The sequence below is a fragment of the Synechococcus sp. CS-603 genome, assembly GCF_977929215.1.
In genome coordinates this window covers 1-23,583 of the sequence record NZ_OZ376779.1, presented here as the reverse complement: position 1 = coordinate 23,583, position 23,583 = coordinate 1, and the positions used below count along the sequence as shown (strand labels likewise).

The following is a 23,583-nucleotide window of genomic DNA, read 5'->3' as shown; positions in this document are numbered from 1 at the left end:
CATGTCCACAACAGCTTCCCTTGGCGCGGGGGCGTGCCTTCGATTGCTGCACCACTTCGTTGGTCCCGTTGATCGGCCGCGCATCGAACGGATTGTCGAACGAGCCGGAGAACGTTTTGTTGCCAGCATGGAGATTCCGCAGGACTTGCAGCATCTCGACGATGCACGTATGGCCTGGGACATTGGCGAACTGCGGGGGACACCAATCCGTTACCCGAAGCCAACTGGCACCGCGAGAATCGTCGATCTCTTCTGCGGCTGCGGAGGATTCGCTTGGGGAATGCGCAATGCCTTGCTCTATCAAGGAATCCGACCGGTTGTCACACATGCCTTCGACGTTGACGAGAAGGCCCTAGAGGTCTATTCCACCAATTTCTCTCCACAGGTCACATCGAAGGACAGCGTGGCGATGCAAGTGGATTACGGCATGCGTCTACTAAACGGCAGGGCACGATTTGCCTATCCACCAGAGATCCTTGCCGGTGCCGAGACCTTGCTTGCAGAAGTCGGTCGCACCGACTTCGTGATTGCCGGGCCCCCATGCCAAGGTCATTCGAACCTGAATAACCACACTCGCCGCAAGGATCCACGCAACCTGCTCTATCTGACGACGGTCGCCTTGGCCGTTTCCCTCAGAGCAAGAAACATTTTAATCGAAAACGTACTCGACGTCCAAAACGACCACTTCATGGTCGTCCAGCGCGCCCATGAACTCCTGGAGTCAAGTGGTTATCAAGTGGACTCAATCGTGCTTGACGGGCCCGCCACTGGTTTGCCCCAGACGCGCAAGCGCTTCTTCCTGATGGCTTCGCTTGGCGATGCCCCCCGATCATTGCTAGTGCAACGTCAGTTTGAAGTGGCAAAAGTCCGCACAGTAATGGATGCGATCGGCGATCTCGAAGGGCAATCTAGCCCCTCAATCTTCGACAGCGCACCAAAACTCTCTAGAACAAATATGGAGCGCATCGACTGGTTGTTTGAAAACAACGCCTACAATCTTGCGAACGACCAACGCCCAGATTGTCACAAGGATGGGCATAGTTATCCTTCTGTCTATGGCCGCCTGCATCCCGATCAACCAGCCGGAACAATAACGACCGGCCTGAATTCACCTGGCCGTGGTAGATACATCCATCCCACACAAAGACGAACTATAACACCGCATGAAGCCGCAAGAATCCAAGGCTTTCCTGATACTTTCCTTTTCAATGGCGAGAGTATAGGCCGGAATTCCATCGCCAAGCTAATCGGTGATGCTGTTCCGCCGCTGTTCGGCATGATCACTGCCTTAGCCTTCGTTTAAGCCAAGGCTCCGATGAAAACAAAATTGATTTTTCGCTGCCTCAGTTCAACCACCCTTCGTCACTGGCCCACTCATATAAAGCCTCCTCAAGCTCCTCCAGTGAGCCTTCCTGAACGATATTCGCGATCTCAAGATAGAACGAGCCATTAGCGCGGCGAATGAGATGCAGAACGTCCTCTCTAGGGCACAATTTGCTCGTCACAGACTCGTTGTTCCAATAGCTAAATACCTTCTCTCCGCGTCCCTCGTCATCTACCTGGGTGAGCCTGAGCGTCGCACGAAACTCACTGAGCGTAACCGCCGCCATCAGACCATCTCCGTCTGCACTACAAACATATTAGTCATCCATTTATGATAGCTCGGAGGTGCTTGGTACAGGAATGTTGCTCCTATCCTTCACATGGGATGGCCTTCGCCCAAGAATGCTGACATCATGCCCTGCTTCAGAGTTTAGGCTTGCACTGCAATGAAGCTTGCCGAAATACGCAGGGCTGTAGATGAAGGGCTGAGAGTGCACTGGCAGAACTTGGATTACGAGGTTATCCGATCCCCCATGCATTCTCTGTATTTCATTAGATGTAGCGCCACAGGTCACTGTATAGGCTTAACTTTTGCTGATGGGGTCACATTGAACGGGAAGGAGAAAGATTTTTTCATTGGAGATTCTTCTCTCGCTTAAATTCAATCACGGGGGCAGGCAGAAGAATCCAAGTTTTTGTCAAAGTCGGTATGGGTAACGACCTAATGCGGTTCCCTCCCAAAGTCCTGCACCTTGAGTTTGAGACGCCATGCTGTGGATTTTTTTCGTGCATAGCCTGAGTTTGTTCGGCTACGACAGAAACAGCGTCCAGAACCACTGATCGCCATGACCTTCCGCTACCGCCGCAGCGCTCGCCTGGGTCCGCTGCGCTTCAACTTCGCCAAGAGCGGCTTGAGCTCGATCTCGGTCGGTGGCCGTGGGGCGTCCTTCAACATCCCGGTTGGCAGATCGGGCAGCGCCCGGACCACGGTGGGGTTGCCGGGCACCGGCCTGAGCTGGAGCATCGAGCCCAGCGGTGGGCCAAACCGACGTCCAGCAGCCATCCAAGCTGCACATGCCGCAGGTCTGCCCAACAGTCGTCGCCTCAGGCCCGATCAGCTCGATGCGCTTAAGCAGGCCTGCCTGACCATGCTGCGCCAGCAATTGTTCCAACCAGGCAGCAGCACGGAGCAGCTCTGGGAGCTGAGCTTGGTGAGTCGCCTGCTGGCTGAGGCTGCGCTCGGTCCGCGCACCAGCGGTCTGCTGGCGGTGATCGAAACCCCAGAAGCGATGGAGGCCTACCTGCTGCGGGCCCAGGGCCAGGACGATCTCAAACGCCGTGCCAGACGCTGCATCCAAGCCACAGAAGAAGCCATGCGGCTGGCAGGGGAGCGGGGTTGGCTGCAGCCCTGAGCACCCTGTGTCACAAGGGTGTTAGCGGCGGGCCTTCCCATCGTCCGCCCCGCGGCAAGGGCGGTGCAAGTCGGCCTGGCGGCCGACCCTTGCCATGCGGTGCGGCGGTAAGGGCGTCCCGCCTGCGCGCCAACTGGCGTTTGCTGCCATGCCCCGTCCCATCACCAGCGGCACCGATCCCGTGCTGCTGCTGCAAAGCTGCCGAGAGGCCATCCGAGCCGTTCTCTCAGCTGCCGAGGCCACACGGGCCCACGGAGCGCCGTTCTCTGCCACTGAACGGCACTTCCTGCGGCAGGTGGCGCTGCCGGTGATCGAGCAATTCCTCAGCCGCATCCAGCAGATCCGCAGCGAGCAGGAAAAGCAACAGTGGGAGCGCTATGCGGCAGCTCCGCGTGAGGAGGCCGGGCCCTCCAGCGGCAGCTGAGCCGTAGCCCCCTGCCCATTGGGCCTACGGGTTGTTGATCAGCGATTGGCAGCCGCTGCTGGCAGCCGCTCGAGCAGCAGCTCCAGCTTGCGGTCCTGTTCCTGCAGCACTCCCAGGAAATTTGCAGCGGTCACTCCCAGCACGGCCAGCCAGGCCAGGGAGGTCCACAGAACAGCCCGCAGAACTCCAGAGCCAGCCACTGCAGCAGGAGCAGGAGCAATAACCGTTTGGGTTGCCTTCTCTGCGGGCGTGTCCTCCACTTGCAGATTGAGGACGAGCTTCAGCACCGCTTCCGGCGTCACCGGGACGATGGCGGAACTCAGTGTTGGCGATGGCGTGGTCTGCACCAGTTCCTGCCGGCAGCGATGCAGCCCGCCGCCTGCCCAGAACAGCCCCCAGGCTCTGGTGTTGCGTTGCAGCACCACCCAACGCTTTGGTCTGGCGTCGTTACGCGCCAGCTGGCAGGCCTTGGTCAGCGACCAGCTCCGGCCAGCCGCCACCGTGGGATCGGCCTCCAGCAGCAACCTGCCGTGGGGATCACAGGTGAAACCGGTCACCACTTTCAGCGCAAAGACATCGACGATCTGGCATTGCACAGATCGCTGAGCCTCGCTCCACTCCGGTGCCACGAACAACAAGGCGCCACCGTGCCGTCGCAGGCAGTTTTTGACGAGCTGGTTTTCCTGCACCGTGACCCTGCACCAGTTGCAATCACGCTAGGGAAAGTTGTTCGTCGCACCAACCGCAGTTGAGGCCTTGACGTCAGCCGTAACAGAGCTGCACGCTCGCCTCATTCCTCGTCGTCGACCACACCAGCAGGAATCAGGCGGATCTGCTTCTTACCCAGCTTGATCTCAATCTCATCTCCAGGCTTGAGGTCGAGCAGGCCGGTGTAGGCCTTGCGCGCCAGCAGGTTGCCGTCGAACTGCACCTTGGCCGCATAGCTCAAGCTGCGGCAGGCCTTTCCTTTGCAGCTGCCACCGCCATCTCCGAGGCTGACGCCCTTGGCCTCTAGCAGGGCCTCATGGAAGGCTGTGAAGTTCAGTCGTTCACTGCCGTCCTTCTTGGTGCTGAGGTAGCCGGCGGCTCGTACCAGATCAGACTTGGAAACATCACCGAGCTCCTGGACTTTGGCGAGCAGGTGAGATCCGGTGAGGACCATGCTGTTGATGCATCAATCAGCTAGAGGATATCGATCAGGCTGTTGGTGGCCAGAGCATAAAGATGCGGGTGTCCGTCCCTTCAGCAGAAGCTTCTGCAGGCTGTCCTGTAACCGTTGCGGTCCAGATCCTTACGCCCGGTTACATCAGCGCCGGTACATCCCAGCGCCTGGTGCCCCGAGGCCCGCTCCAGGACTAACCCCGGCTCCGGAGGCAGGCCCACCGACACCACCTGGATTCCCCATGGGCCTTGTTTCCACTCCGAGGCCAGGTTCACCCACACCGACACCTGGCAAGACCCCTGCACCGGAGGCAGGGCCGCCGACACCACCAGCTCCTATCCCTGGTCCTCGATGAAGGCCAGGTCCAGGAGCACCGAACCCTGCCCCAGGAGCCACACCCGCTCCAGGTGCCGACCCACCGATTCCCCCAGGGTTAGGACGTGCCAGAGAGACGGCACCAGAGGCAAGGGACAAGGCCACACCAGACAACACCAAAACTGCGCGTGCATGGAGGTTTCGCATGACCCAGGGATCAATGGAGTCCCTTCCTCATAACAGGGGCCATGGCCGAACTCCATGGCTCTGGGTGTTCATTCGCAGAGGCATGAAGCTTCCACCAACCTTCAGACCAGCCGAACCCGCCGAAAGTCCCAGGGCCTGGTGATTGCGCCAGGCACCTGCCAAACCCCGTAGCGGCGCAGACTTGCCCTGAATTCGGCCTCGAGATAGGCCTTCTCGTCGGATTGGCCGAGGTATTGCCGATACGCAAAGGCCATCCCGTCTTCCACCATCTCCAGGTTCACGTTGATCTCCCCGGTCACTTCGGCCACGGTGCGGCCGTAGCGATCCACGGTCTGAGAAAGGAGGTGCACCTTGCTGCCGATCTTCAACCGGCTCTGCAGATAGTTGCGCGTAGGAGGGGCTGCGCAGGAAGGATCTCCTCGCTCACGGCTTCTCCCAGCAATCCGTTGGAGCAGTTGCCCGGCAGCCGGTGGCTCAGGGTCTGGTGGAGCCGCAGCAGGTGCCAGGTGGTGCCATCGAGGCCGGTCTTGAATCGCTCCCCGTAGAGGCCGGCGATCGAGGCCTCGTGTTGGCCAGCGTCTTCGATCGCATCGTTTAGCAAGACGGCGATCGCTTGCTCCTCATCGCCACCTGGTCCAGGTCGGAAAGGTCATCTTCATTAGTGCCCGCCTGCGCCAGATCGGTATCGTTCTGGGCGGCAGTGCGCTGCTGGCTTGACGGGTCTACGCATCAGGCGGTTCGGTATGGAAACAGCCAGCGGCTGCGGTTGGCGACCGCCACCAGCGCCAGCATCACCGGCACCTCCACCAGCACACCCACCACGGTGGCGAGGGCTGCACCGGAGCGCACCCCGAACAGGCTGATCGCTACCGCCACAGCCAGCTCGAAGAAGTTGGAGGCACCGATCAGCGCACCGGGAGCGGCCAGATCGTGGGGCTGGCGCCACTGGCGCATCCACAGGGCGGTGAGGGCGAAGATCAGTACCGTCTGGAGGATCAGCGGGATGGCCACCAGCACGATCAGCGCCGGATTGGCCAGGATCGTTGTGGCCTGGAAACCGAACAGCAGCGCCACCGTGGCCAGCAGCCCCACGATCGACAAGGGCTTCAGCCGCGCCTCGATCCGCTTGATCGCCCGCTGGCTGTTAATCCAGCGCCGGGTGAGCCAGGCGGCTATCAGCGGAATCACGATGAACAGCGCCACCGACAGCTGCAGCGTGCCCCAGGGAACTGCTACCTGGCTGACCCCCAGCAGCAGCGCGGCGATCGGGGCATAGGCCAGCACCATCACCAGATCATTGGCCGCCACCTGCACAACGGTGTAAGTGGCGTTGCCACGGCAGAGCTGGCTCCAGACGAACACCATCGCCGTGCACGGCGCCACGCCGAGCAGGATCATGCCGGCCACCAGCTGATCTCCCAGGGCAACGGGAATCCAGGCGGCGTAGAGGACGCGAATGAACCACCAGGCCAGCAGCGCCATGCTGAACGGCTTCACCAACCAATTCATCGCCAGGGTGACGATCAGTGCCTGGGGTTCGCCGCGAATGCGGCCGACGGCAGAGAAATCCACCGCCAGCATCATCGGAAAGATCATCAGCCAGATCAGCACCGCGATCACGAGGTTGATGCGGGCCACCTCGACAACGGCCAGGGCGGCAAAGACCCCTGGAAACAGCTGCCCAAGCACAATCCCTGCGGTGATGGCCAGTGCCACCCACCCACTCAGCCAGCGCTCAAAGGGGCCCATTGATTTAGAGAAGGGGTGGCAGAGCCGGGTAGTGGCCTGTCAGCAGCATGCCCAAAGGAATCCATCTCTGGAAGACTGGTATGAGAAGTTCATCGGAAGGCTGTGTGGTGAGGCCAGAGTCCGTTCCCCCCGCGGTAGGCCCTTGTGAAATGTCCTGGACAACCATCCGTTATGCCTCCTCCTGAGGTCGATGACCGATACCTCTGCGGTTCCTGGCCTGCCTGAGCTGCTGGAACACATTCACGACCAGCTGTTGCCTGAGATCCGGATCCACTGCCCAGATCCCCATGATCCGGTCAGGGTTGTGAGCCTTCCGAGGCCCTGGCACGTCCTGGGCTGCGGCATCTACGCCGCGGTGCTGCATCTTCCCCACCTCCCGTCCCTGGTGGTGAAGGTCTACGGCCCAGGTCGCCCAGGACTCGAGCAGGAGGCTGAGGTGTACCGCCGAATCGGATCCCATCGCGCTTTCTCCCAGTGCCTTCACGTGGGCACGGGGTATCTGGTACTGCAGCGCCTGCACGGCACCACCCTCTACGACTGCCTGCGCCAGGGCATCCCCATTCCGCCCCGGGCTGTTGATGACGTGGATGCGGCGCTGGCTTATGCCGTAGCCCGCGGCTTGCATGGCCATGACGTGCATGGGCGCAACGTGATGCTCCACCAGGGCCGGGGACTGATCGTGGACATCTCCGACTTCCTCAACCCAGAACCATGCCGGGCCTGGCGGGACCTGCGTTGGGCTTATCACACGATTTACTACCCCCTGCTCGCTCCACTGGGGCTGCGGTTGCCGGGCACATTGCTGGATGGGGTACGCCGCAGCTACCGCGTGTTCCGGCGCCTGCACAAGCGCGTCGGATGAGACCGGCACCAGCAGCTCCTGTTGCACCATCTCCAGAAGATCGTCCACAAGAGGGCGATGAACGCCCAGCCGGAATCTTCAGATCGATCCCGCCAGCAATTCCCCAGCGCTGACCAAGGGCCATGTTCTGACCCTCCAGCAACTGCAGCTGCTCCAGCGACATTGACAGCTCCGCCCGGAACACATGGGCCGTGCACCGGTGGATGTCATCCACCTTGACAAGCTCCAGGATCTCGGGCTCCCAGTTGGGTTCCTTGCGCTGCTTGAGCAGCGGTGCCTGGCCATGGATCAGTACCCCGACGGTGAGCTTCAGCGCCTGGGAGAAACGGCCATAGCGGACAGGCCGGAAACGCAGCACCTGACGGCCATCACTCAGCCATCCTTCCCTTGGGCTCAGCGGTGGTGGTTGCCCAAACCCCTGGTTCATGAGCCTTCTGGCGCCAACCCTGGATCCTGACCTGCTCATCGTTCAAGGCGCTGCAGCGGCGTTCTGGAGCAGGCGATCCCGCACGGCTTCTGGGAGCCGGCGAGGCAGCATCCCCTCCGCGGGGGCGTAGATCGCCAGTTCTCGGTGGAAGGCCTCGGGCAGGGAGAAGATGCGAACGCCAGGGTCGTCGTTCTGCCAGAGCCGCAGGAAGTGGTGTTCCTTGTCGTCGACGCGGTGCTCCTCCCAGCGCCAGCTGCAGAACAAATCGAAAACCTCGTAGTTGGTGGTCCAGTCATTAGGGGTTTCGTTGATGCTGCCTCGGAAGGCCAGGCGATCGCCATGGCGGTCCTCGATCACGCCTTCCTTGGCGTGGAAGATGCCACCGTCGCTGCAGATCTGCCCATCGCGCAGAGGCAGCCCCACGCGGATCTCCATGTAGCCCTGCTGCACCAACCAGGCCAGCAGCTCGGAAGCCAGATCAGCGGAGCTGCCGTCTCCGGGCTGAACGTCGCGGAAAGGGAACTGGGCGACCAGCTGGCGTTCGAGAAGCTGCTCAGGCGTGACATCAGTGGCGAGGGCCTGAAGATCGGCCTGGCTCATGAAGAAGCCGGTGATCAGGCGCATCTGGCCATGGCCTTGTCCCTCTGGAGAGGCGAGCACCATCTGCTCGATGCCATCGAGCACCTGTAGCAAAGAACGGCTGGAGAAGTAGCCCGTGATGCGCCAGTAGCGGATGGCCTCCTGCAGGGCCGGCCGGTAGAAGCGCTCCAGCAGGTTGTCCTGGGAGCTGGTGAAGCTGTACTGCCAGGCGTGGTCGCGCAGCCGGGTCATGAAGCTGACGCGCAGATCTCTTCCACGTGGTCCACCAGGGCTTTGGCCTGCTGTTGTTGCCAGTGTTTGCGATCCAGGCCCATCGGCTCGGATTCGGCGTCGTAGCGAATTTGCACCGCAAAGGTCGTGAAAGCCTCTGCCTGCAGGAAGGGGGCAGCATTGCCGCCTCGATCTGCGATCCGCGAATAATGAGCGGTCAGGTTGTGGATGAAGGGTGGATCGTCGCCCTGGCTCAATAGCCAGGCCTTGAGGGCCTTCTCCACCGCTTGCTGAATCTGGAATCCCCATTTGGCTTCATCAGCTCCAGGTTCCTGAAGCAGAAAAGTGGCCTGAAGATCACGGCGGGCGATTCTCACCAGGGCGAGGGCCTCGGGCCTGGTCATGCAGCACTCGTCCTGCGCAGTAAGCCCTGGAGATGCCAAGGCTTCGCCACTGACGCCGTTCCTCCACCTGGCTCTGGGAGTAGAGCAAAAGATCCACGGGGATGGGGTGGTGGGCGGCTTCATGGGGCTGCGGGTGATTGGCTATGGGTTCGTGCAGGGCTCAGCTCCGGCCCTGCGGCGCAGTTGGATCAGCACCAGTCCGCCTGGGCCTTCTGCGGTGCAGTTCTGGAGTGCGGTGCTCACGGCCATACCGGCCCAGATGCCCATTACCCTCTGGCGCCAGGTGGGCCAGCCCGGCTTCACTGCTGTGGTGGGACTGGCGGCCTTCGGCGTGGGGTTCACCATGAATTCATCGATCCACAGCTACATGGTGCTGTCTTACACCGATTCCGACTCGGTGAGCCTGAATGTTGGCTTCTATTACATGGCCAATGGCGGCTGGTCGGCACTCTGCTCTCCGGAGCCTGTTCCTGTCGGGGGCCTTCAGGCCTGCCTGTGGTGCTCGGCGCTGCTGGTGGCACTGGCCTGGCTGATGGGCACCCGCTTGCCCATTCCCCCTCGGCAGTCGCCGATCTAACGAAATTCAGGCTTGCGGGTGTCGTCAAAGCTGCGGCTGAGGGCTTCGCCAATGCCCAGGCCCACCGGCAGATCGCCACCGAAGGAGGTTCCGAGGATATGGCGATAGAGTTTGGATTCGACGATCCGATAGGTGTCAGGCGGCAGGGGGATATAGCCGGCCTCCTCTACGAATCGTAGGCCGTTGCCTACGGTGAAGCTAACGAAACTGCGGATATTGTCGTCTTCCAGCATCTGCTTGTCGTTCACATACACGAACAGCGGCCTGGACAGGGGCTTATAGCTGCCGTCCTGGCCCGTTTTCACTGAAGGAGCCACGGCGATGCCCCCGGGGCTGGCGATGGACAGGGCTTTCAGTCTATCCCGGTTGGACTGGTAGTAAGCGAAGCCGAAATAGGCCATCGCGTTGGGATCACTGGCGACACACTTCACGATCACATTGTCGTCCTCACTGGCCTCGTAGTCGCGGCGCGAGTTGGTTTTGTTGCCATTGATAGCCTCGTTGAAGTAGTCAGAGGTGCCGGAGTCAGTGCCAGGGCCGCAGAGGCGGAGAGGGCGTTCGGGCCAGTCGATGTTGATCTGGTTCCAGTTCTTCACCTTGCCCTCGGCCTCCTTCGACCAGGTGCGGGAGAGTTCCTTGGTGCTGATGGTGGAGACCCAGTCATTGCTGCTATTCACCACCACGGTGAGGGCATCAAAGGCCAGGGGTAGCTCGATGAAGGTGATCCCGTTTGCGCCGCAGGTCTTGAGTTCGGCGCTGCTGATCGGCCTGGAGGCATTGGCAATAGTGATGGTGCCCTGGCAGAACTCGCGCAGGCCGCCGGTGGTTCCCACCGAGGAGAGCTTCAAGGTGACATTGCGGCCGCGATCAGTGTTGCCGTAGGCCTTGATGGCCTTCTCGATCACCGGGAACACCGTGCTGGAGCCACTGATGCGGATGGTGGCGGCCTCCTTGGTGCCCGCTCCGCAGGCACTCAGACCGGCGGCGAGCATCGGCAACAGTGCAGCCGCTAATGCAGAGGTCCGCGTCCGGGACCGCTGCAACGACAAACCAGAAAACTTGGCGGCCATCGGATCAAGCAAGAGGCCGAGGAAGCCCAATCTTGACCCATCAAGAAGACTCGTTGGTTAAGAGAAGGTGGTACGGCAAAAGATCTCTTGGTTGGGACCCCGCCCCCTGCGTCAGGAAAGAAGTCCGCACGGTCTGACCACATTGAAAAGCGACAACAGTTAACAACGCAACGTGCTGGCAATCACTCGAAGACCCACTGACCCTCGGCACCATTTCCTCCACCTGAACTGATCACGGCGTCGGTACTGGGCCCTGACCCCTGCCGGATCTCCAGGCCTGGCACACAATGAACGTACGAATCGACATCACTACCATCAAGACGAACCACGCCGATCAAGAGCCGGCCGCCAACCTCCCTGACAACAACGACCTGGCCGACGTCCACCCGACCACAGAGAACGGAGACGTCCAAGATCCTTCCATTGCAATGGGTCTCTATGCCGCCGGGTTGATCCAGCGTCAGACGCGCCGGCTTGGGAAGCTTCAGCCCGAGGTGCTCGCTGATGAGGATCCAGAGCCGCTGCATCAGTTGCGCGTCAGCCTGCGGAGGCTGCGCACCGCTTTGACCCAATTTGCCCCAGCTGTGCTGATAACCGAGGCGGTGAGCGATCGGCGCATCGCCAAGGTGGCCAGGCGAACCGGCCTATGCCGTGACCTCGACGTGCTGAAGGAGCGCTTGGAACACCAGCTGCTGCCGCCCCTCCCAGAAGAGGAGCGGAAGGCCATGAAACCGGTGCTGAAGCAGCTCTCCCGTGACCGGCGCCAGTCCTTCGAAGGCCTGGAGGAAGCTCTGCGTGGTGGCCCCTACCTAAAGCTGCTGGCCCGGCTGCACAAATGGCAGCTCAATCCACGCTTCTCTCCCCTGGGCGAACTGCCTCTGCGCCCCTGGATGTTCGAATGTCAGGCCCATGTGTCAGCCGGGCTGTTCCTCCATCGCGGGTGGTTCGTAATGGATCCCCACGACCCTGAACTCCACGACCTGCGCAAGCGCATCAAGGAGGTGCGCTACGCCCTCGAAAATCTTGAACCGTTCGGTGGAGAAACCCTGAGGGATTGGATTTCCCTGCTGAAACACGCCCAGGATTGCCTTGGTGAGCTTCATGACCTTCAGGTGCTCGTCGAAATCCTCGGCGATAAGCTCGAGCACGATCTGAGCGTCGCAGTTCCGGTACTGAACGAGGCCATTACACGACAGCAGGAGAATTGCTGGCGCCTCTGGCAGGACCACGCCGTGCGTATGCGCACCGACGACCTCCGTCACGAACTCTACGCCAGCCTGCTTGGCGAACTCCGGCCACTTCGGCAGATTGAGGCATAGCGCGCTCACGCAAGAGATCCCTTGATGAGGTAGCAAACTCCGCACACCTCAGGAGTCGTTCTGGCCGTGCTTGACAGATGCAGATGGTATGAACCACCCGCTCGGTCATTGCTGCCAGATGGAACCGCCGATTGAAGCGGTAGCTGAAAGCGCGCAGGTAACAGTTGGCGTACTTCTCAAAGCGAAGGGCATGGGAGGTCCCGACCCGCAGCAACGCAGAGGGATGCGCCCGGCTTTCCTGCAGAAGCCCAGCACAGCTCCCTCCTCAAGGAACAGTTTCCAGATGACCTCCGGACGGCTTCGTGTGCATCCAAACCATCCTGGCGAAATATGCCTCCAACATCGCCAGTCAAATATCACAGGAACGCCACCGCTGGTTACCCTGAATCTTCGGATCTGTAGCGGCAGCAGGTGCCACATGGCTCTCGGCGTCCTCACGCCTCAGCAGTGCCTGAATCGGCTGCTGATCGCTGAATAGCCTGGAGAGAAAACACACCTAATACAGGGGCTCAGCCGAGGCCAGTGCTGTCTTTGACATCTTCAAGCGTATTACGAAGCTTGGCTTCAATTTGCTTGCCAACGCCGATGGCGCGATCAGCTTGATCGCCCGTGATCTCGCCAAGCGATTCCTGGGTTTGACCTTCCAGATCTTTCAAGACGGCCTTGGCGCGCCCTTGGATTGTGGCGACAGGAAGCGGTGCGGAAAAATGGCTGGAGCGGCTCAGGTGGGGTGTGGCTGCTTTGCTTTGGGCAGGAGAAACAAATATGATCAAGGCGCTCAAAGAAAGAAGGAGGAAGCCGGCGATCAGAGTGCGAGCCATCATCAAAAGGTTATTCATAATAGAGAAAGCGAATGTATGCATGGGATAAATGCCGCGAACAAGTATCACAGCATCTTTTCTGAAAAAGAATAGTAAGGCTTGAGAATTATTCAGATCACCCTGCGCTTGCCGAGGACAAAGAGTGCAACAGCAAGCGCAAGGAAGACAATAAAAACAAGTTTGGTTAGCCCAACGGCTGTACCAGCAAATCCACTGAATCCAAACAGCGCAGAAGTAATCGCAATAATCAAGCAGATAGATGCTGCTTGATTCATCGATACCTCCTCAACACCGTTGATTTTTGACTGTGGCCATCGAGTTTGCAGTGGAAAAGAATGTTCAAAAGTGTCCTTGGTGGCTGCTATGCCCGGCCGCCTCAGCTGCTGGGTTCAACTAGGCTCTTGAGCTCATCGGCCAACTTGTGGAAGCCAGTTCCCATCTGCTCGAGCAAACTTTCCGTCTGCTCTAACAGATCGTCCACATTGTCCTGGGTGGCTTCGCGCAATTGGTCGAGTTGTTCAACACCTTGGTCACGGGCCTTCACTAGATCGTCAAGGCGGTCTTGGGCCACTTTCTGAACATCGCCCGCAAGACCGTTGATATTGCTGCGAAATTGTTCGATCTGGAGGTCCCAACCCTCTATATCAACCTGGCGCCTGTCGAGCATCGACTGATTGAGCCGTTCATCCCCCGCAGCTCGACCCTCGCTGGCCGGGGAGGGAGTTGGCATCGTTAGCAGGGTATTGGGAGTCGTGTTCATGGAGTTTTCCTTAGGTTGTTATGAGCAAACGCTGAGCCATTGATCAATGGTCTTAAAGGTGCCATTGATCCACATCAATCTGACGCAGAATTATTTATGGCAAGCTTGTCTTTCGTGCCTACCGGTTGCTGTGCCAACAAAGAGTCGTGGCACAGCAGGCTTCACTCAAGATCTCAAAATCTGGTCAATTTCAGACCTAATGCCAAGATTATTAAGGCAGCAGAGCCAAGAGAAACGCAATTAAGTTATGGAAGAATGCGTTTCAAACTCTGCGTCGATTTGGGCTTGCAATTAAACTTGCTATTAGCCGAGAATCAACGCTTTCTAAATCCAGTTTAACATCACGGATCTCATTGCGCAACCCCCTAGTCGTATCGTCACAACCAAGCCGAGTGGTGGACGCTCGATGAAAACAGATAATTCAAGGTCGTCAGCTAGAGAATGATCCCGTCACCTCTACGCAACCATTGACTTGATCTAGAGCCGCGCGTGCGTCATCAAAACTGCATGATCGACGCCAATGCCCACAGGCATTTCTCCCGAAATTACGGAGGCAAAAGCATGAGGTGGTCTGGCTTTTCTGGACAAGCCTCATCGCTAACCTCTGAGGCGGGGCACCGCCCCTGAAAGGGGCTCCCACCGTTGGCGAAGCCTTCTCCGAAGGAGTTGAGCAAACGCCGTACCCACAGCCCAGAATTCAAATCCCTAGCCGAAGGCTTCCGCTTGCGGTAGGTCGCCATGGAAGCGATCAGTGGCCGCAAGACGCTCCAAGAGATCGCCGCTGATCACGGAATCCACCCATTCCACAGGTCAGTCAGTGAAAGAAGCAGATGCTGGAAGGCGCCAGCGAGCTTTTCGCCAAGGGCAAAAAGAACCCAAGCAAAGACGAGAGCCAGGCCAAGGAAGGCGAACTGTTCCAGCAGATCGGTCGCCTCCAGATCGAGCTGGAGTGGCTTAAAAAAAAGTCTCAGCTGCTCTGATGCCCGTGAACTGCGCAAGCTGGTTGAGCACGATCACCCTGAGCTCAGCATCACCCGGCAGTGTGAGCTGCTGGGGCTGCCACGATCCACGCTCTACTACCGGCCCACACCGATGCGTGAATCGACGCTGCGGATCATGGCCAGGATCGATGCGCTGTATTTGGAGGATCCAACCTTGGAAGCCGTCGGATGGTTCAGTATTTGGCCAGAGAAGAGACCCCGATCAGCCGTGACCGCGTGCGAAACCTCATGCGGCGCATGGGTTTACGGGCCAACTATCAGAAGCCACTCACCACTGTGCCAGGTGACCCATCGGAGCGCTTTCCCTGCCTAGTTGTGCTGTCTCACGAGGTCATTCAGCAACTAGGAACAGCTGGAGTCACTGCTTAGGCGTGAGGCCACCGAGAGCCATTCGGCACCTTCTGACGTTTTAAATCCTAGATAGCGGGGTAGCCAGCGGTTGCGTTCCTCTGATCAGGCCGCCTTGCTGCCCTTTCCCACGCCACCCCCCTCGAACAGCGGGCCCAGCGGCACAACTTCCAGCTGGCCCTGTTCCGCTATCTGGAGCCCGGATGGGTGGGCTGCTCCGGTCCGAACAGCTCGACGGGCGGAGCATCTTGTCCGAGCGGCAGTGGGTTCTACCGGTAGCGCTGGCGCGGCATGGTGACGAAATGGTCGCTGTGCCACTGATTTTGACAGCGACAGCAGGATTCAGCCTTGCGGCCGGGCCTTCGATCGCTTCGCCCCGACCCGCTCTCAGGCATAAACCCCTATTGCCTCCAACAGCCATCCGTCCGATTGTTCGCCTATCGGTTTCGGAGGCCCAACGATGGATGACACTCCCCCGGGTCAGGTGCCAGGAGCGCGCTGACGATCCGGTCCCTGCTCCAACATTTTCGACGGATCACTGACTTCCCTGGCGTGTGACGCGGCTGTTTGATTTTCTGCAACGCCGTCCATTGCACCGTTAACGGCCCCGCCTCAGGTGCCCCGGACCCAAAGGGAGGTCCCACTTGCCAACTGGCCCCAGGTGCCAGCGTCAGCAGCTCCGCCCACAACAAACTCAGATCTTCAGAGCCCGGTGGCCTTATCGCCGGGCTTTGTTGTGTCGACTGGAACCACGGGAAACCCGGCCCAAGTTCACCTGGCTGTGGTCGAGGCCTCTACTTCATGACTGCATCCCGTGGCCTTGATGTCATAACGGCCAACCTCACGTCTGTCTGGGTCACACCCCATCACCACTGGCGCTTACAGGGGCTCCAGTCCTCCTGACGCTTGCTGGCCCACAGCTTGAGGGCCTCGTCCCGGCTGATCTCCCGTTGGTTCTTGAGCAAGGGCACTTGCTCACCGGGGAGCAGTTCGCCACTGGTGAGCACCAGCAGTTGGGAGGTGCTCACCAGTGGGTGGGCATCGAGGCCGCCCTTCTTGCTCGTCTTGGGGTAGCTGGGCTCAATCATGTCAATCAATGCTTGCCATGGGACCACCTCTTCCATCTCAGGCAGGAACTTCTCTTGCTAATGGCTCCGCCACGCTCGGCCTTTGGCCTCGGTAGGAGCGCGCTTCTTGGCCATCGTCTGCTCGTAATCCGTGAAGCCGAGCTGCTTGCCGCCCATCAACTCAACATTGAACGGTGATCACTGGACCATTATCTCGCGAGTTGGCTTGCTTTTCCATTGTCTCCTTAACGACGGGTCCTGCCCAGAAAACCCAGACCACATCACATCGATTCAGTAGCAAGGTCGCTGGCGCTTCAAGCCGATCATGGCCTGTGCCAGGAACGCAATCAGGTTGGTCCTCGGTTGATGTCTTGATAGATCAGAACTTTATCGAGGCATATGTGTTCCTCGATGCCACCTCTTTGGATACTTTCGTGAGAAGTTGGTTGAAGGATTGTTCAAGCAGTGGTTATTCCAGTTGCGCCGCCCCCCCTTTTGCCCTGTCCGCTGACGGCGGGATGGGATGTGATAGCCAAGACCGGACTGCCAAGGCGTAATCAAGCTGGTGAAACTTCAGGGGGATTTTCCGCCGCGTCCTACCTGAATGATCGGGATGAGCTCTGGATGCTCAGTGATGCTCCCAAAGGTCAGCTCGTCGGATGGAGCGGAGTAAGTCGTCTCGGCAGAACGCCGTTGAAGCCTCTCGGGGTGGTTCGTCTGCGCGGGAGCGAGGGCCTGGCACTCCCGGAAGCCATCGACGGGGAAGGGTTGGTGTTTCACGGAGATCACGCTTGGGTGGCGAGCGAAGGGCGTCGAAGTTCTGACCGTCCTCCCCAATTACTGCGCTTTGATCGTCACAGCGGCGCGCTGGATCAGGTGATGCACCTGCCATCCGATTGGCAGCCCTCTCCAGGACAGGGTCTTGCCTCCAATAAGGGGCCAGAGTCCCTCACCCTGCTGCTGCAGCGGGGCAAACCAGCAGCGCTCCTGATGGCGGCCGAATCAGCCTTGCTTCAAGATCCTCCTGGCCAGGTTCGCGTTTTGGCCTGGCCTATAGCCACCGGAGCTGTCTCTCCCGCCAGTGACCCAACACCGTGGGAGCCACTCAGGCTCCCGCAGGGTGATGGCTGGGGCCTCACCGACCTTTTGGCCCTCCCCGAGACAGTGCAAGAACGATCCATGCTTGGGTTGCAACGGCGATTTCAAGCACCGGTCCAGTGGAGTAATCGCCTAGTTCTCTACCCTCTACCCAAATCGATCAGACCGGGAGCGAATTCAGCTGCGTTGTCCCCGCTGATGTCGTGGGACCTAGCTGCCATTGGGCTACCGCCGGACAATTGGGAAGCCCTTACATGGGGCCCCACGCTTGCCGATGGGCGCTCCAGCTTGTTGCTTGCAAGTGACGACAACTTCAGCCCCCTTCAGGATAACCATCTGGCCCAGCTCGCGCCCCGCCGCACTTCCGATTGCAGGCCATGAAGCGGCGAGATCTGCTCAACTTGTTTGGCATCGGCAGTGCCGTAGCAGCGATGCCCACCCTTGCCAAGGGACTATCCCACCTGCAAGGAGGGCTCCCGTTCCAACCTGTGAGGACCCCTCTCCCTGTTCCTGGGGATGGCCTCAGTGCCGACCAGCAACGCAGCGTCTATCGACTTCTGAGCCTTGAGGACCGGCTCGTGGTGCCTGAGGGCTTCCGGGCCGAAGTGCTGGCTAGTTGGGGAGATCCTCTAGCCGATGGTCGCATCGGCTTCAACAACGACTTCCTCGCGTTTGGTGACCTCGGTGATGGTCGAGCCTTGTTGACGATGAATTTCGAGTACATCAGCCCCAAGACTTGGGGTGAGGCTTTCCAGGAAGTGGTGGGGAGGGAACTGCCACTCGAGACGCTGGCCCAACAACTCAAGGAACGCGGCGGCAAAGTTGATGTGACCTCCCTGCCGCCAGAGGCGTCCCTGCGACACTTCTGCAGGGACGTGGCCAGCGCCGCGATGGCCGATCTCGGCATCGGAGTTGCGGAGATCCAGCGGGAAGCGGCGGGGTCATGGCGGCGACGCCCAGGTCGCTTTGACAGGCGCATCACGGGTCTGGCCGGCCTGGATGACCCAGGGCAGAGACTGGCGGTGAGCGGTCCGGCGGCTGTCGTGTTTCGGAGCCAGAAGCGGCTGGGCTACGACGATGGCCTTGCGGATCGGGTGATCGGCACCTTCGCCAACTGCGCGGGAGGTACGACCCCCTGGGGAACCGTGCTCAGTGCGGAGGAGAACTACCAGAGCCAGGTGGTGGAAGCGGTGTACGCCGATGGGTCGTCTCCCTCTCCCGGTCAGCGGCCCTTTACTTACGACGGCGAACGCTTGGCTGGCCTCGGAAATCCCTTCGCTTTGGCGGGCAACAAATATGGCTGGATGGTGGAGCTGGATCCACGGCGGCCCGAGCAGGTGCCGATCAAGCACAGCTGGCTTGGACGCTTCCGTCACGAGGCCGTAGCGATCGTTGCCAAACCCGGAATGCCACTGATCGTGTACTCCGGCGACGATCGCCATGGCGGCCATCTTTACCGTTTCGTGAGCAACGCTTTGATCGGCGATCCGACCAATCCCGAAAATTCGATACTTTTCGAGTCAGGTCGCCTTGAGGCCGCCCGCTTCGAGGCCGATGGCAGCGGTTACTGGATTCCTCTGGATCCAGGCACTCCCATCGATCCCCAGCGCCCCAGCCACTTCGATGCTCACCAGCTGGTGCAACCCACACTGGTACCGCATTCCGATCGCAGTAGAGCAGGCGCCGAGGCACTTCAGAGTGATGAGGCGGTTAATGCCTATCGAAAGCGGTTCCGCCACCTGGCGGACCTCTACCCCACCAGTGATGACGAACAGATGGGGGCGATCCTCATTGATGCCCATCTGGCGGGCAACGCGGTTGGGGCAACGGCCACAGCCAGGCCAGAGGACACAGTCATCGATCCCACCACAGGCGATCTGCTGGTCGCCTTCACAGCTGGTGGATCTAGTGAAGACGGCAGTGCCGATCCCGCCATCTTTGGGGGTCCAGGGGGGCAGGCCAGCTGGCCATACGGCTGGGTGATGCGTTTGGGCGATGGGAGCGCTACCAGTGGAGCCAGCTTCCGCTGGCGGATGGTCGCCACCGGAGGAACCCCATGGCAGGGGGGCATGGGATTCAGCAACCCCGACAACCTTGCGGTGGACCGCTCGGGCAACATTTGGATGGTGACAGACCGTTCCACTCAATCGAACTCTCTGGATGTGTTCGGGAACAACAGCTGCTGGCTGCTCTCTCGTCAGGGTCCTGGCGCCGGGCAGGCACTCTGCTTTGCCACAGGGCCCATGGAGTGCGAACTCACCGGGCCCTGCTTTGACAATGGTGAAACAACCCTGTTTCTCTCCGTGCAGCATCCAGGGGAGGGCAACGGCACTCGCAGGGGATGGGAAAAGGAAGCTCAGGTCCACAGGCTTTTGGACCGGGATGGTGCTTCCTTCGATCAGCTGCGCTGGGTGCCGCTGGGCTCCAATTGGCCCTCCGGTGTACCGGGGGCCCATCCCCGCCCATCCATCGTGGCGATACGACGACTGGCCGGAGGTTCCTTGCTGGCCTGAGGACAAGGCATCAAGTCTGTGCCGAAAACTGGGGACGCTATCGGTGGTATGGGGTTGGCCGGGTCAGAGTCTTTGAGATCTCTGCCGCTGCCGCTGAAGCTTTCCTCTTACCTTGACTAGTTGTTGTTCACCAAACAGCTGGCCCGCTTTGAGCGCGTCGGCCATCAGATCACCGGCGACAAGCGTCATAGCCCCTGCCGAAACGTTGGCAAGGAGAAGGTGAATGTCGTAATCGATGACGCCACACGCCTGGCCGTCGCACCGATAGGTGCGTTGAAGCCAATTCGTCGAGGTCCTCGCGGACGAGCAAAAGGCGACGACCGTTGGATTTTTGGCTCGTGCGATCGGCTGGTTTACTGAGCAGGGGATCATCTGCTGCCGGTTCGGATTCTCTCAGATAACGGTCGGCTTCTAGTTCATAACAAAACCTCGTTTCGCTCATGCTCCTTTTCACAACCGGAGCAACCTGGAGGCTTCCAAAGTCATTGACTATTCCGTCTCCAGCAGGGACGCGTGGAGCACGTCCATTGCTGTGTGAACAATGGCCGTCTCCAACTCCTCCAGCTTGAATGTGTAGGCCAGGCTGGTGAGGATGTTGCGTTCATCTGGCTCCAGAGGCCCATCCGATCGCATAATTTCAGTAGCCACCGCATAGGCGGTATGGCATTGCCGCGGACTAAGTGCTCCGGCTGCCTCAAGCATCAGGTGCTGCGGCCCTTCGGTGCGAAGATCGGCGAGAACGGAGTCCACCAATTGCACCATCTCCACTTCAGTGAGGTCGGAGAAAGGGGCTCTGTAATCCAGGGCGTGACGCAGAGCGCGTGATCCAGCGGGTGTAAGCACTCCGTCCCAGGAGACAGCGGCAATCGCCACGGCGATAAAGGCCCGTGTTGGATCCATCGGAGAAGGCGGAGTCGCAGGATCTTCATCAGGAGGAAGCGTGGGCGTCATGAGGCGAATGGGGGTAAGAACTAGGTGAACTTGATTCCGGAGGGACCGCAGAAGCTCATTGCGGAAGGCATCTCCCGACTTAGAACCGTTGGCCTTGCCCTTCCTGCGGCAAAGAGGCTCCCGACAGACCAACATTTTCATCTCTAGAAACCCAGCCCAGTGAATGGGAGTAACAAGCGAGACGCTCTAAACGCGGTAAGTACAAATACTTAAGCATTGCCAAGCCCTGGGGTGTCGTTGAGTCCATTGGCTCCATGCTTCCACCGTTGGTCATGTCGACTCCTTGATGGGATCGCAAACATCTCTTTGATATCTCGGCAGGAAACGGGCTACACCTGCCATGAACTACAGATAGCGGTTACTGCTCTTGGGCATTGCCAGAAACACCAGATGTGGCAGTCGCGCCTACGCAGACACTGTCAACAGGTCTGATCCAGGTCATCCTTCTCCCAGGCCTCCTGCTTCACGCCTGTTGACACCAGCAAGCAAAAGCACTAGTACGGGCGTACTTGCCGTACTGTTGTGACCCCTGTTTCCTCTCCCTATGCAACCTTCCTCGCCGAGGATTGGATGTTCTTTGGCGATGGAGCCCTTACGCAGTCACAGGGGGCATCGGCATCAGGGCGCACTTTAAGCCTGTCAACTCCCGTTTCCCTCAGCAATCACAGGGATTGGGGCTCAAAGAGCAACCCGGTTGTTAGCTCTCCATTGAGCAGGGAATCCTGAAGCAACGCAATGATCAATGCCCTACCCCCACTCTTCAACATGGCGGCAACGTGGCGGTGGCTGCCAGACGCTTGTGAATTTGCTCAAATTAATCATACCAAGCCCGTTGATTCACGATCAACGACGGCCATGGCTCTGCGGTATTTACATCAAGCTTAGGCACCAGGATGAAAGACATCAAGGGTTGCAGGTGCTGATCAACATGGTCGATCCACAACCCCAACCCCGGCCCAGGGGATCAAATAGCTGTTGAGCACGATCGCAACGCCTGCCAGGGTCGATATGGTGCCGCTAGCGAGGGGCTCAGATGGCTGAATCAGCGCGGGACGAGGGCCAAGCTGCACTGGCGGGCTGGCGACAGCTCACGGCGATCAACACCGCCAAGGGGATCACAATCGTGCTGCTGCTCGTGCTGGCGGCCGTGGTCGGGGTGCAGGACATGCGCCAGGTGGTCTATCTCAGCTTGCACATCAGCTACTGCCTCTGGTGGCTACTGGAGCAGTGGCTATTTCCCGAGCGAGCTCGCCAGCTGTTCAGCGAGCGTGTGGGGGTGGTGGGGTTTGGCTTCGCCTTGCTGTTCATCGGGGTTCTCTACAGCCTGCCGGGGCTGCTGGCCTTTCTGAATCCCGTGCCGATCTCCCAGGCCGCCGTGGCCGTGGCGCTGGGGCTGTTCAGCTTCGGCAGCCTGATCAACGCCAGCGCCGATGCACAGAAGACCACTGCCAAGGCGATGGGTGCTGGCTTGGTGAGCGACGGCATCTGGAGGCGCGTGCGCCATGTGAACTATCTCGGCGATCTGCTGCGCTACTTGAGCTTCGCGGTGGTGGCGGGCAACGGCTGGGCCTACCTGGTGCCGGGGCTAGTACTGCTGATCTACCTACAGCGCATTGGCCAGAAGGAAGTGCAGATGGCGGCGAAGTACCCGGAGTTCAGCGCCTGGCAGCGGCGCAGCGCGCGGGTTCTGCCAGGCCTCTGGTGAGGCCCACGCAGCCGTACTCAGCCGTCACTTCAGGTGCGTTATTCCACGACAATTTCGCAACAAGCAGCGGAGCGTTGTCAAGATTCGCTCCTTCTCGAGAATTGATGGATCAATCCATAACCATGAAAAGGAATTCGTTGCTCCCCGTCAAGGTGCAGCGCTGCAGCAAGTGATGCCATCAAATACCTGGGCCACAAAGCCATTCACCGACCATGCAACCGGCGCATAGCCCACCACCGTCACCAGGTCGCGGTGGCCGCGGGCTTTGATCCGCAGCAAGCAGAAGCCGTTGTCGGCGTTATGGAAGGTGACGCGCTCGATTGAGCCTGCCAACTCCTCGGTTGGCTGCGGGCTGGCCTTGGCCTGATCGGACGGGGACTGGCGTGCCAGGGCGGGAGTGACCTGTGTGTTCACCTTTGCAGGGTTCAGCCTTGCGGGGGGCGGAGGGCGCGCCAGCTGCCGCTCTCGGTGCTCACCTCCAGGCCAAGGCCAACTTGAGCAGCCGGTTCGCCGGTGGGCTGTCGCTGCTGCCACCAGTGGGTGGCGAAGGCCCAGGCCTCCTCGATCGACTCGAAGTGCTCATCAAGCTCAAGGTGGGGTTGGCCGTGGTGATCCACCAGGCGATAACGCCGTGGCTGGTGGCTGCTGCTGATCGGCAATGAAGTGGCCATCGGTTCTGAGCTCAGCTTGGTGGGGGTCGATCGGTTTGTGCTGTGGTGGTGATCACCACTGAGGGGTGCAGGGCGTCCAGCCCGCCTTGCGTTTCTCCTCCCAGAGCGTCAGGGCCTCTGCACGGCCCAGCTCCCGGCGTGATTTCAGCAAGGGGATCTCCTGATCGGGGAGCAACTCGCCGGTGGTGATCTCCAGCCGGTGGTAATCACGCTCCCAGCGGGTCGGGCGAAAACGCAGCACCTGGCGGCCATCACTCAGCCAGCCATCCTTGGGGGAGAGCGGTATTGGCCTGCTGGCCGCAGCTGTCACGACCCTTCCGGCGCCCAGCCCCGCTGGCGCGAGAAGTCTTCAGTCCAACCATGGCAGCGGTGGGTGAGGTGCTCCCCTTGCCCCAGCAGGCCCTGGTGCAGCTGGCAGGTGAGCAGGGGGATGCAGTTGACCCCGGCGTGGTGCCGAAACCAATGACAAGTCATGCAGACCTTGCGGCTACGGGTGGGCAGCAGGACTGCTTCATCAAGAAAGGGCCAGTGCTCGCAGCCGTCATCGCCTGCGGCTGAGCTAGGCGCCGGCCTGGCACCGCGGGAGC

At 60.0% G+C, this 23,583-nt stretch carries 30 protein-coding genes and 2 pseudogenes; 12 read left to right on the top strand and 20 right to left on the bottom strand.

The genetic code is table 11. From position 1 onward, the window contains the following. The first annotated feature begins 1 nt into the window (after nucleotide 1). Nucleotides 2-1,303: a DNA cytosine methyltransferase gene (locus ACXMDM_RS14270; protein ID WP_499570538.1), complete on the top strand. Its 1,302-nt coding sequence runs from the start codon at nucleotides 2-4 to the stop codon at nucleotides 1,301-1,303. Nucleotides 1,304-1,343: 40 nt separating this feature from the next. Here ACXMDM_RS14270 and ACXMDM_RS14265 read toward each other — a convergent pair whose 3' ends face one another. Further along, complete coding sequence (locus tag ACXMDM_RS14265; protein WP_499570536.1) at nucleotides 1,344-1,610, bottom strand: hypothetical protein; 267 nt, start codon at nucleotides 1,608-1,610, stop codon at nucleotides 1,344-1,346. Nucleotides 1,611-2,168: 558 nt separating this feature from the next. Here ACXMDM_RS14265 and ACXMDM_RS14260 point away from each other — a divergent pair. Both ACXMDM_RS14260 and ACXMDM_RS14255 read left to right on the top strand, forming a co-directional pair. Further along, the gene (locus tag ACXMDM_RS14260; protein WP_499570534.1) at nucleotides 2,169-2,735 is read left to right on the top strand and encodes a DUF4236 domain-containing protein; all 567 of its coding nucleotides are present in this window, start codon (nucleotides 2,169-2,171) and stop codon (nucleotides 2,733-2,735) included. A gap of 148 nt (nucleotides 2,736-2,883) precedes the next feature. Beyond that, entirely contained in the window at nucleotides 2,884-3,159 is a 276-nt protein-coding gene (locus ACXMDM_RS14255; RefSeq protein WP_499570532.1) for a hypothetical protein, read from the top strand. Nucleotides 3,160-3,197: 38 nt separating this feature from the next. On the opposite strand, the gene ACXMDM_RS14250 is transcribed toward ACXMDM_RS14255, so the two are convergent. From ACXMDM_RS14250 to arsB, 5 genes are all read right to left on the bottom strand, one after another. Continuing rightward, nucleotides 3,198-3,848, bottom strand: a complete 651-nt coding sequence (locus ACXMDM_RS14250) for a hypothetical protein (RefSeq protein ID WP_499570531.1) — start codon at nucleotides 3,846-3,848, stop codon at nucleotides 3,198-3,200. Between the two features lie 101 nt (nucleotides 3,849-3,949). Then, on the bottom strand, nucleotides 3,950-4,321 hold the full coding sequence (locus tag ACXMDM_RS14245; RefSeq protein ID WP_499570529.1) for an AbrB family transcriptional regulator: 372 nt from the start codon (nucleotides 4,319-4,321) through the stop codon (nucleotides 3,950-3,952). A gap of 623 nt (nucleotides 4,322-4,944) precedes the next feature. Further along, entirely contained in the window at nucleotides 4,945-5,193 is a 249-nt protein-coding gene (locus tag ACXMDM_RS14240; protein ID WP_499570527.1) for a thermonuclease family protein, read from the bottom strand. Nucleotides 5,194-5,207: 14 nt separating this feature from the next. Then, on the bottom strand, nucleotides 5,208-5,444 hold the full coding sequence (locus ACXMDM_RS14235) for a hypothetical protein (RefSeq protein ID WP_499570525.1): 237 nt from the start codon (nucleotides 5,442-5,444) through the stop codon (nucleotides 5,208-5,210). Nucleotides 5,445-5,572: 128 nt separating this feature from the next. After that, nucleotides 5,573-6,592 (bottom strand): ACR3 family arsenite efflux transporter, encoded by a 1,020-nt coding sequence (gene arsB / locus ACXMDM_RS14230; RefSeq protein WP_499570523.1) that lies wholly within the window; start codon nucleotides 6,590-6,592, stop codon nucleotides 5,573-5,575. A 190-nt stretch (nucleotides 6,593-6,782) separates the two neighbouring features. Here arsB and ACXMDM_RS14225 point away from each other — a divergent pair, with 190 nt between their 5' ends. Next, nucleotides 6,783-7,454 carry a hypothetical protein gene (locus ACXMDM_RS14225; protein WP_499570521.1) on the top strand — a complete coding sequence of 224 codons (672 nt, stop codon included), beginning with the start codon at nucleotides 6,783-6,785 and terminating at the stop codon, nucleotides 7,452-7,454. A 469-nt stretch (nucleotides 7,455-7,923) separates the two neighbouring features. Here the strand turns inward: ACXMDM_RS14225 and ACXMDM_RS14220 are convergent, their stop codons facing one another. After that, nucleotides 7,924-8,712: a hypothetical protein gene (locus ACXMDM_RS14220; protein ID WP_499570519.1), complete on the bottom strand. Its 789-nt coding sequence runs from the start codon at nucleotides 8,710-8,712 to the stop codon at nucleotides 7,924-7,926. Further along, nucleotides 8,709-9,095, bottom strand: coding sequence for a HEPN domain-containing protein (locus ACXMDM_RS14215; RefSeq protein WP_499570517.1), 387 nt, complete (start codon nucleotides 9,093-9,095; stop codon nucleotides 8,709-8,711). The genes ACXMDM_RS14220 and ACXMDM_RS14215 overlap by 4 nt, the downstream gene beginning before the upstream one ends. On the opposite strand from ACXMDM_RS14215, the gene ACXMDM_RS14210 reads away from it, so the two are divergent. Further along, entirely contained in the window at nucleotides 9,094-9,672 is a 579-nt protein-coding gene (locus ACXMDM_RS14210) for an MFS transporter (RefSeq protein WP_499570515.1), read from the top strand. The two genes, ACXMDM_RS14215 and ACXMDM_RS14210, sit on opposite strands and share 2 nt — an antisense overlap. Here the strand turns inward: ACXMDM_RS14210 and ACXMDM_RS14205 are convergent. After that, complete coding sequence (locus ACXMDM_RS14205; protein WP_499570562.1) at nucleotides 9,669-10,664, bottom strand: PstS family phosphate ABC transporter substrate-binding protein; 996 nt, start codon at nucleotides 10,662-10,664, stop codon at nucleotides 9,669-9,671. The two genes, ACXMDM_RS14210 and ACXMDM_RS14205, sit on opposite strands and share 4 nt — an antisense overlap. Before the next feature lie 365 nt (nucleotides 10,665-11,029). On the opposite strand from ACXMDM_RS14205, the gene ACXMDM_RS14200 reads away from it, so the two are divergent. After that, a complete protein-coding gene (locus ACXMDM_RS14200) occupies nucleotides 11,030-12,061 on the top strand; it encodes a CHAD domain-containing protein (RefSeq protein ID WP_499570513.1) in 1,032 nt (343 codons plus the stop codon). A 28-nt stretch (nucleotides 12,062-12,089) separates the two neighbouring features. On the opposite strand, the pseudogene ACXMDM_RS14195 reads toward ACXMDM_RS14200, so the two are convergent. The 4 genes and pseudogenes from ACXMDM_RS14195 to ACXMDM_RS14180 all read right to left on the bottom strand — a co-directional run. Beyond that, nucleotides 12,090-12,263 (bottom strand): annotated as a pseudogene (locus ACXMDM_RS14195) (IS1595 family transposase); the annotation flags it as partial. Between the two features lie 307 nt (nucleotides 12,264-12,570). Then, nucleotides 12,571-12,924 (bottom strand): CsbD family protein, encoded by a 354-nt coding sequence (locus ACXMDM_RS14190; protein ID WP_499570511.1) that lies wholly within the window; start codon nucleotides 12,922-12,924, stop codon nucleotides 12,571-12,573. A gap of 68 nt (nucleotides 12,925-12,992) precedes the next feature. Continuing rightward, entirely contained in the window at nucleotides 12,993-13,157 is a 165-nt protein-coding gene (locus tag ACXMDM_RS14185; protein WP_499570510.1) for a DUF1328 family protein, read from the bottom strand. A 101-nt stretch (nucleotides 13,158-13,258) separates the two neighbouring features. Further along, nucleotides 13,259-13,642, bottom strand: coding sequence for a sll1863 family stress response protein (locus tag ACXMDM_RS14180; RefSeq protein WP_499570508.1), 384 nt, complete (start codon nucleotides 13,640-13,642; stop codon nucleotides 13,259-13,261). Between the two features lie 830 nt (nucleotides 13,643-14,472). Between ACXMDM_RS14180 and ACXMDM_RS14175 the strand changes: the two genes are divergently transcribed. Both ACXMDM_RS14175 and ACXMDM_RS14170 read left to right on the top strand, forming a co-directional pair. Further along, a complete protein-coding gene (locus ACXMDM_RS14175) occupies nucleotides 14,473-14,622 on the top strand; it encodes a hypothetical protein (RefSeq protein WP_499570506.1) in 150 nt (49 codons plus the stop codon). A 189-nt stretch (nucleotides 14,623-14,811) separates the two neighbouring features. Then, the gene (locus tag ACXMDM_RS14170) at nucleotides 14,812-15,012 is read left to right on the top strand and encodes a hypothetical protein (protein ID WP_499570504.1); all 201 of its coding nucleotides are present in this window, start codon (nucleotides 14,812-14,814) and stop codon (nucleotides 15,010-15,012) included. An 845-nt stretch (nucleotides 15,013-15,857) separates the two neighbouring features. Here ACXMDM_RS14170 and ACXMDM_RS14165 read toward each other — a convergent pair. Next, a complete protein-coding gene (locus ACXMDM_RS14165; RefSeq protein WP_499570561.1) occupies nucleotides 15,858-15,998 on the bottom strand; it encodes a DUF1651 domain-containing protein in 141 nt (46 codons plus the stop codon). Next, nucleotides 15,993-16,235 (bottom strand): annotated as a pseudogene (locus tag ACXMDM_RS14160) (hypothetical protein); the annotation flags it as partial. The pseudogene ACXMDM_RS14160 and the gene ACXMDM_RS14165, both read right to left, overlap by 6 nt. Before the next feature lie 288 nt (nucleotides 16,236-16,523). On the opposite strand from ACXMDM_RS14160, the gene ACXMDM_RS14155 reads away from it, so the two are divergent. The 3 genes from ACXMDM_RS14155 to ACXMDM_RS14145 all read left to right on the top strand — a co-directional run bounded on the left by ACXMDM_RS14155 (nucleotide 16,524) and on the right by ACXMDM_RS14145 (nucleotide 20,029). Beyond that, entirely contained in the window at nucleotides 16,524-17,537 is a 1,014-nt protein-coding gene (locus ACXMDM_RS14155) for an esterase-like activity of phytase family protein (protein ID WP_499570502.1), read from the top strand. Then, on the top strand, nucleotides 17,534-19,669 hold the full coding sequence (locus tag ACXMDM_RS14150) for a PhoX family protein (protein ID WP_499570501.1): 2,136 nt from the start codon (nucleotides 17,534-17,536) through the stop codon (nucleotides 19,667-19,669). The genes ACXMDM_RS14155 and ACXMDM_RS14150 overlap by 4 nt, the downstream gene beginning before the upstream one ends. 120 nt (nucleotides 19,670-19,789) lie before the next feature. Further along, on the top strand, nucleotides 19,790-20,029 hold the full coding sequence (locus ACXMDM_RS14145) for a hypothetical protein (RefSeq protein WP_499570499.1): 240 nt from the start codon (nucleotides 19,790-19,792) through the stop codon (nucleotides 20,027-20,029). A gap of 129 nt (nucleotides 20,030-20,158) precedes the next feature. Here ACXMDM_RS14145 and ACXMDM_RS14140 read toward each other — a convergent pair whose 3' ends face one another. Further along, complete coding sequence (locus ACXMDM_RS14140; protein ID WP_499570497.1) at nucleotides 20,159-20,569, bottom strand: tellurite resistance TerB family protein; 411 nt, start codon at nucleotides 20,567-20,569, stop codon at nucleotides 20,159-20,161. Between the two features lie 1,084 nt (nucleotides 20,570-21,653). On the opposite strand from ACXMDM_RS14140, the gene ACXMDM_RS14135 reads away from it, so the two are divergent. Further along, the gene (locus ACXMDM_RS14135; protein ID WP_499570495.1) at nucleotides 21,654-22,325 is read left to right on the top strand and encodes a methyltransferase family protein; all 672 of its coding nucleotides are present in this window, start codon (nucleotides 21,654-21,656) and stop codon (nucleotides 22,323-22,325) included. 147 nt (nucleotides 22,326-22,472) lie between these two features. On the opposite strand, the gene ACXMDM_RS14130 is transcribed toward ACXMDM_RS14135, so the two are convergent. From ACXMDM_RS14130 to ACXMDM_RS14115, 4 genes are all read right to left on the bottom strand, one after another. Beyond that, on the bottom strand, nucleotides 22,473-22,739 hold the full coding sequence (locus ACXMDM_RS14130) for a YrrC family ATP-dependent DNA helicase (protein WP_499570493.1): 267 nt from the start codon (nucleotides 22,737-22,739) through the stop codon (nucleotides 22,473-22,475). A gap of 11 nt (nucleotides 22,740-22,750) precedes the next feature. Beyond that, nucleotides 22,751-22,996: a hypothetical protein gene (locus tag ACXMDM_RS14125; RefSeq protein WP_499570491.1), complete on the bottom strand. Its 246-nt coding sequence runs from the start codon at nucleotides 22,994-22,996 to the stop codon at nucleotides 22,751-22,753. Nucleotides 22,997-23,048: 52 nt separating this feature from the next. Continuing rightward, nucleotides 23,049-23,306: a DUF1651 domain-containing protein gene (locus ACXMDM_RS14120; protein ID WP_499570489.1), complete on the bottom strand. Its 258-nt coding sequence runs from the start codon at nucleotides 23,304-23,306 to the stop codon at nucleotides 23,049-23,051. Then, the coding region (locus ACXMDM_RS14115) for a galactose oxidase (RefSeq protein WP_499570486.1) at nucleotides 23,303-23,583 on the bottom strand (281 nt) is incomplete at its 5' end. The genes ACXMDM_RS14120 and ACXMDM_RS14115, both read right to left, overlap by 4 nt.